Below are 4,463 nucleotides of genomic sequence, written 5' to 3'. Positions count from 1 at the left end.
TTCGCATTCGCATTCGCAGCGCGCGGATTCGCAGCGCACCGACTCGCAGCGGAGCGATTCGCAGCGCACGGAACCGCAGCGCACCGAGATGTTGCGCGTCGATCAGCTCCAGCGTTCAGAACCGCAGCGTTCAGAACCGCAGCGCGCTGAGTCACAGCGCACCGAGATGTTGCGCGTCGACCAGCTCCAGCGCCCGGAACCTCCGCGTCAGGAGCCCTCGCGCCTCGACCCGCCGCGCCAGGAACCTCAGCGTGCCGAGTCTCTGCGTCAGGAGCCGTCACGTCAGGAACCTGCCCGCCAGGAACCTCTGCGCCATGAACCACCGCGCCAGGAGCCCTCGCGTCCCGAACAGCCGCGCCAAGAGCCGCTCCGCCAAGAACCCCAGCGCCAAGAACCCCAGCGCCAAGAACCACCGCGCTTCGACCAGCCCCAACGTCCAGCCCCCGTCCCCGAGCAGACCAAGCGCCAGGAAAAGCCTCTCCGCGAGACCCTCCCCGTCTCCGGCTACGAGGAGGAGCCGGAAGACCGGCTGACCTCGGACGAGCCCAAGAAGAGCCGCAAGACCCTCGCGGTCGTGCTCAGCCTGCTGGTCGTCGCCGCCCTGGCCGGCGCCACCATCTACGCGGTCAACGAGTTCGGCGGCCCCGCGGCGGTCGAGACCAAGCCCCCTGCCCCGCCCGCGCAGGTGCAGCCGCTGGTCAAGGCGGCCACGGCGGGCGCACCGACCCCGTCACCGGCAGGCGTGAAGGCCGCGCTCACCGGCCCGGCCGGCAACGCGGCGCTCGGCACCCTGACCGGCAGCGTCGTCGACCCCGCCAGCGGCACCGCGTTGTGGCAGCAGGGCGACACCACGGCCGCGACCCCGGCGTCGAGCCTCAAGATCCTCACGGCCGCGGCGGCGTTGCTCAGCCTGGACAAGACGGAGCAGCTGTCCACGAAGGTCGTCCAGGGTGCGGAGCCCGGCACCGTGGTGATCGTCGGCGGTGGCGACCCGACGATCTCCGGCACGCCCGGCAGCTCCGTCTACCCCGGCGCCGCGACGCTCGACGACCTGGTCAACCAGGTCAAGCAGAAGGGCGCGGTCACCAAGGTCCAGTTCGACCTGAGTCGCTACACGGGCGAGGCGCTCGGCCCGCAGTGGGAGACCGCGGACATCGCGGGCGGCTCGGTCGCGCCGTTCATGCTCGACGGCGGCCGGCTCGACCCGAAGAAGGACGTCGCGGCCCGCACCGGCAGCCCTGCCCAGTCGGCCGCGGACGCGTTCGCGCAGCGCATCGGGGCTCCCGGCGCCACGGCCGGCACGGCTCCGCAGGGCGCGCAGGTGCTCGGCGAGATCAAGTCGGCGCCGATCGAGCAGCTCGTCGACAACATGATGCAGATCTCCGACAACGTCCTCACCGAGGCCGTCGCCCGCGAGATCGCGATCAAGTCCGGCAACGAGCCTTCGTTCGCGGGCGGGGTCAAGGCCGTGCGGGACGTCCTCACCAAGAACGGGTTCGACCTCACCGGCGCGAACTTCGTCGACGGCAGCGGTCTCTCAGCTACCAACAAGATCCCGGCCAAGCTGCTCACCGACGTGCTGTCCACCGCGGCGAAGCCCTCGCTGGACGACCCGCGCACGGCCAAGCTGCGGCCGTTGCTGACGGCACTGCCGGTCGCCGGCGGCAGCGGCACGCTGGCGGGGAGGTACAACGGCAGCGCCTCGCCGGGCAAGGGCTGGGTGCGGGCCAAGACGGGCACGCTCACCGGCGTCAACGCGCTCGCGGGCGTGGTCGTCGACGTGGACGGGCGGGTGCTGGTGTTCGCGTTCATGTCGGCGAGCAACGGCGACCCGGAGACCCAGGTCCGGCCGGGGCTCGACGTGCTGGCCGCTGCGTTGCGGGGTTGTGGCTGTTCGTAGCGGGGCGGGCGCAGGTAGCGTCGGAAGCGTGAACGGCGCGACGGAGGCAGAGCTCGGCCCGGTGGACTGGGAGCTGGCGGTTTCGACCGCCGTGCGGCTCGTGAGACCAGGTCCGGTGATCGGGAAGGACGAGGCCGACCACGTCGTCGGCAGGCTTCGTGAGCTCGCGCCCCAGGCCGAGGTGCACGTCCGCGAGCTGACCGGGCTCGGCCAGGGCCTGCCGCTGCTGCCGGGCGAGGTCGTCGACCGCCCCGCGTGGGTCCGGGCGGCCGCGCAGGGCCTGGCGGCGTTGACCGGGCCGGCGATGCCGCGTCAGGCTGGTGCGATGGCGGGCATCCTCGCGGGCACCGCCGGCGTGCAGGCGGGCGTCGTGATGGCGTTTCTGAGCTCGCGCGTGCTCGGCCAGTACGACCCGTTCAGCCCACAGGACCAGCTCGCCGGACGCCTGCTGCTCGTCGCGCCGAACATCGTTGGCGCGCAACAGGCCCTGGACGTCCCGGCGGACGACTTCCGCATGTGGGTGTGCCTGCACGAGTGCACGCACCGCCTGCAGTTCACCGGAGTGCCGTGGCTGCGCAGGTACTTCTCCGACCAGGTCACCGCGCTTCTCTCCACAATGGACGACGACCGCGCGCCGCTGCCGGAGGTCATCCGCGACTTCCGGCACAAGCTGCGCGCCGGCGACGGCCCGATCGGCCTGATCGAGCTCATCCAGTCGCCGCAGCAGAAGGCCGTGCTGGACCGGCTGATCGCACTGTCCACATTGCTCGAAGGCCACGCGGACCACGTGATGGACGCGGTCGGTCCCTCGGTCGTGCCGTCCGTGTCGACGATCCGCACCCGCTTCAGCGCTCGCCGCAAGGGTGGCGGCCTGCTGGACCGGATCCTGCGCACCGCGCTCGGCGTGGACGCGAAGGTGCGCCAGTACGAGGAGGGCGCGGCGTTCACCGAGTACGTCGTCGAACGCGTCGGCATGGACGGCTTCAACGCGATCTGGACTTCGGCCGAGACGCTGCCGACCCGCGCCGAGATCACCGAGCCGATGAGCTGGCTGCGTCGCGTGGCCCCATGAGCGTGGCACTGTGAACGGTCCGGTCGCCGAGGTTCGCGGGGCGGTTCGCCGGTTCCTCGACGAGGTGCGTCCGGAAGCGGTGACGGTCGCGGTCTCCGGCGGCGCTGACTCGTTGGCGTTGGCGTACTGCGTCGGCCAGTTCGTACCCGGCGCTTCGGCTGTTGTCGTCGATCACCAGCTGCAGCCGGGTTCGGCCGAGGTGGCGTTGCGTGCGGCTGGTCAGTGTGCCGAGTTCGGTCTCGTGGCGCGCGTGGAGGCCGTTGAGGTGGCGGGGCCGGGCGGTCCCGAGGCGGCAGCCCGCAAGGCACGCTATGCCGCTTTGAGACCTGCTTCCGGTGTCGTGCTGCTCGGCCACACGCTCGACGACCAGGCCGAGACTGTGCTCCTGGGGCTGGGACGCGGGTCCGGCCCGCGGTCGATCGCCGGGATGCGTGCCCACGACCCGCCGTGGGGACGGCCGCTGCTCGGCGTCTCCCGGGCCGCTACGAGGGCTTTCTGCGCGGAGCAGGGCATCGAGGTGTGGGACGACCCGCACAACCTCGACCCGTCGTTCACGCGCGTGCGGCTGCGTTCCGAGGTGCTGCCGTTGCTGGAGGACGTGCTGCAGGGCGGTGTCGCGTCGTCGCTGGCGCGCACGGCGGCCCAGCTCCGCGAGGACTGTGACGCACTCGACTCCCTGGCTTCCGCGTTCGGCGGTGACTGCTGTGCGGTGGACGACATCTCCGAGTTGCCCGTGGCACTTCGACGCAGAGTGCTCAGATCGTGGCTCATCGACTCCGGCGTGCCGGAACTGTCCGATTCGCACCTACGACGTGTTGACGCACTGGTGAGTGAATGGCGCGGTCAGGGCGGTGTCTGGCTACCGGGTGGCTTTGTCGTGCGGCGCGCGCATGGCAGGCTCGCTGTTGAATCAGAGTCTTAAGCAGAGGGGACCTGTCCGTGTACGACGGCGACATCGCATCCGTGCTCATCACCGAGCAGGAGATCAGCGACAAGGTCACCGAACTCGCCAAGCAGGTCGCGGATGATCACCCAGAAGGTGACTCCGACCTCGTGCTCATCACCGTCCTCAAGGGCGCCGTGATGTTCATGGCCGACCTCGCACGTGCGCTGCCCGTTCCGGTGCAGCTGGAGTTCATGGCCGTTTCGTCCTATGGATCCTCCACGTCCTCCTCGGGCGTGGTGCGGATCCTGAAGGACCTGGACCGCGACATCGCAGACCGCAATGTCGTGATCGTCGAGGACATCATCGACTCCGGGTTGACCTTGTCCTGGCTCCTGAAGAACCTGCAGTCGCGCAAGCCCCGGTCGCTCGAGGTGTGCACGCTGCTGCGCAAGCCCGACGCGGTGAAGGTCGAGGTGCCGGTGAAGTACGTCGGCTTCGACATCCCGAACGAGTTCGTCGTCGGGTACGGCCTCGACTACGCCGAGCGCTACCGCGACCTGCCGTACATCGGCACGCTGGACCCGAAGGTCTACTCCAGCTGAAAA

The 4,463-nt window shown here is 70.2% G+C and carries 4 protein-coding genes; all 4 read left to right on the top strand.

Going from position 1 to position 4,463, the window contains the following annotated elements; genetic code table 11:
• Positions 1 to 1,900, top strand: a 1,900-nt coding sequence (dacB, locus tag UK23_RS41115; RefSeq protein ID WP_082115396.1) for a D-alanyl-D-alanine carboxypeptidase/D-alanyl-D-alanine-endopeptidase, incomplete at its 5' end; no start/stop codon positions are given.
• Positions 1,901 to 1,928: 28 nt separating this feature from the next.
• Positions 1,929 to 2,972 (top strand): zinc-dependent metalloprotease, encoded by a 1,044-nt coding sequence (locus UK23_RS41110; RefSeq protein ID WP_045317225.1) that lies wholly within the window; start codon positions 1,929 to 1,931, stop codon positions 2,970 to 2,972.
• 10 nt (positions 2,973 to 2,982) lie between these two features.
• Positions 2,983 to 3,894 carry a tRNA lysidine(34) synthetase TilS gene (gene tilS, locus UK23_RS41105; protein ID WP_045317224.1) on the top strand — a complete coding sequence of 304 codons (912 nt, stop codon included), beginning with the start codon at positions 2,983 to 2,985 and terminating at the stop codon, positions 3,892 to 3,894.
• A 17-nt stretch (positions 3,895 to 3,911) separates the two neighbouring features.
• A complete protein-coding gene (hpt, locus tag UK23_RS41100) occupies positions 3,912 to 4,460 on the top strand; it encodes a hypoxanthine phosphoribosyltransferase (protein WP_045317223.1) in 549 nt (182 codons plus the stop codon).
• The last annotated feature ends 3 nt before the right edge of the window (positions 4,461 to 4,463 follow it).

This window comes from Lentzea aerocolonigenes, from assembly GCF_000955955.1.
Taxonomy (GTDB): domain Bacteria; phylum Actinomycetota; class Actinomycetes; order Mycobacteriales; family Pseudonocardiaceae; genus Lentzea; species Lentzea aerocolonigenes_A.
The sequence above is the reverse complement of the archived record's forward strand: the minus strand, read 5'-3'. Positions and strand labels throughout refer to the sequence as shown.